Origin of the sequence: Methylorubrum thiocyanatum, from assembly GCA_014138645.1 — a bacterium.
GTDB classification, from domain to species: Bacteria; Pseudomonadota; Alphaproteobacteria; order Rhizobiales; family Beijerinckiaceae; genus Methylobacterium; species Methylobacterium thiocyanatum.
Map to the genome: position 1 here is coordinate 1 of JACJIB010000026.1, position 2,215 is coordinate 2,215.

General features: G+C 68.4%; 1 protein-coding gene. It reads right to left on the reverse strand.

The annotated features are described in order from the left end of the window. Nucleotides 1-2 precede the first annotated feature (2 nt). A partial coding sequence (locus tag HNR51_RS26510) for a TonB-dependent receptor (protein WP_182556956.1) occupies nt 3-2,215 on the reverse strand: 2,213 nt, incomplete at its 5' end.

Consider the following 2,215-nt stretch of genomic DNA (forward strand, 5'->3'; position numbering starts at 1 on the left):
CCTCACCACGCGATCGTGTAGGCGACCTCCAGCGAGCGGGGGCGTCCCAGCAGCCACGCGGTGCCGAGGCCGTTCACGGCGCTGCCATCGACGGCGTAGACCTTGTCGAACAGGTTGAACACGCGCAGCGACAGGCGCGAACTGGCGGTGACCTGATGGTCGAGGCCGAGATTGACCAGCGTGTAGCCGGGCCGCCGCGCGGTGTTGCCGAAATCGGAGAAAACCTCCCCGACATGCTGGAGGCCGACGCGTCCCTCCCAGTCGCGGGCAAAGGCCCAGTTCACCCAGAGATTGGCCACCTGCTCGGGCACGTTGATCGGCTGATTGCCGGCATAGGAGACGGCGACGCCGCCGACATTCTGGGTGAAGTCGTCGTACTGGGCATGAAGCAGGGCGAGGTTGGCATCGATCCGCCAACCGGGGGCAGGAAGCCAGGACAGCGCCGCCTCCGCGCCGAGGGAGGATTGCTGGCCGACCTGGGTCGAGACCGTCGGCTGGCCCGGAACCGCCGAGATCAGGTTGTCCTTGACGATCCGGTATCCCGCCAGCGTCCACTCGACGGCGCCGCCGAAGGCGAAGCCCTTGGCGCCGACCTCGACCTGACGGCCGGTCGAGAGTTCGAACCCGGCCAGCGACTGGGAGAGGGTGATCAGGCTGTTCACCGGGTCCGTCGCCGTAGCGTATTGCACGTAGAGCGAGGTGTCCGGCGTCGGCTCATAGAGCAGGGCGAAACGATAGCCGAGAGCGCGGAACGACCGCTCGAACGTCGCGCCGCTGCGCAGATCCTGCCGGGTGAGGTTCGGCGCGTCGAAGCGCACGCCGGTGAGGAAGGACAGCCGGTCGGTGAGGAACAGCCGGTCCTCGGCGAAGACCGAGGCCTGATTCGTTCGCGTGGCGTAGGCTGGGCTCGCTCGGCCCTCCGGCGGGAAGAAGCCGGGGTCGTAGCCGTTCAGCGGAACGCTCGTCGGCGTCTCGGAGAAGGTGAAGTTGTTGGTATGCCGGAAGCTGACGTGGTTCACGTCGAAGCCGGCCGAGACCGTGTTGGCGAAGCCGAACAGCGAATGGCGGAAGGTCGCGTCGAAGCGATTCCCGATCTGTTCCTGGCTGTGGTAGATTTCGAGGTAGTCGGAGCGGTCGACCAGGCCCGTGGCCGGGTTGAAGCGGTACTGCTCGACGTCGCGCCAGTGCCGGCGGCTCTGCAGGCGGTAGGCGGTGTTGCGGACGCTCACATCGGCCGAGGGGGTCCACTCGGTTCTAAGCTGCGTCCAGTTGTCGGTCCAGGCGATCTTCGAGTCGCGGACGTTGTAGTTGTTGAAGCGGATGGAATCGGGGATCCGCCCGTTCACCAGCGGCGTGCCCCAGTAGCGGGTGGGCTCCTGGTAGCCGAGGTCGTGGCTGAGGGTGAAGGCGAGATCCGGCGTCGCCTGGAGCGTCAGAGCACCCGAGACGGCGAGGTTGCGGAAATCGCCCTCCGGCGTGATCCAGCCATCGGCGCGGTTGCCGCTGACGTTGAGGCGGTAGGCCAGCGACTCGCCGATCGGCCCGGTCGAATCGACCGCGGCACGAGCGATGCCATCTTCCCCGAGCCCGAACCGCGCGACGTTGAGCGGGGTGAACAGCGGCTTCTTCGAGACGATGTTGACGATCCCGCCGATGGCCCCATCCCCGTAGAGAACGGAGGCCGGACCGCGCAGCACCTCGATGCGCTCGACGTTCCAAGTATCGAACGGGAAGGTGACGGTGTTGGCGCCGACATAGAGCCGCGTGCCGTCGAACAGCGTCTGGATCGAGTTCTGCCCGGCAAAGCCCCGTGCGGTGAAGAAGCCGACGCCTGAGCCCGGCGAGCCGAAAGCGGTGATGCCGGTGCCGTCCTGCGAGACCGCTTCCAGCACGCTGGTCTGTCCGCGCAGGCGGATGGTCTCGCCCGAGATGATGTCGAGGCTCGCCGGCGTCTGCAGCGGCGTGAGGCCGAGGCGGCTCGCCGAGCGCGAGGGCGTGCGCAGGTTGAGGCCGACCGACGAGGCTTGCGAGAGGCTCGGCGTCCGCAGCGCCGCGGCGGCTTCTGCGCCGACGGCGTCGGCGGGGGCGTTGGGCGGAAGGCCGGTCCCGGCGCCGCCCTGCACGGCGATCTCGTCGAGCCGCGTGGGAGCTTCCTGAGCCTGGGCCGGGCCGGGCATCGCGAGAGGAAGGGCGGCCGCGACGGACAGCAGGGACC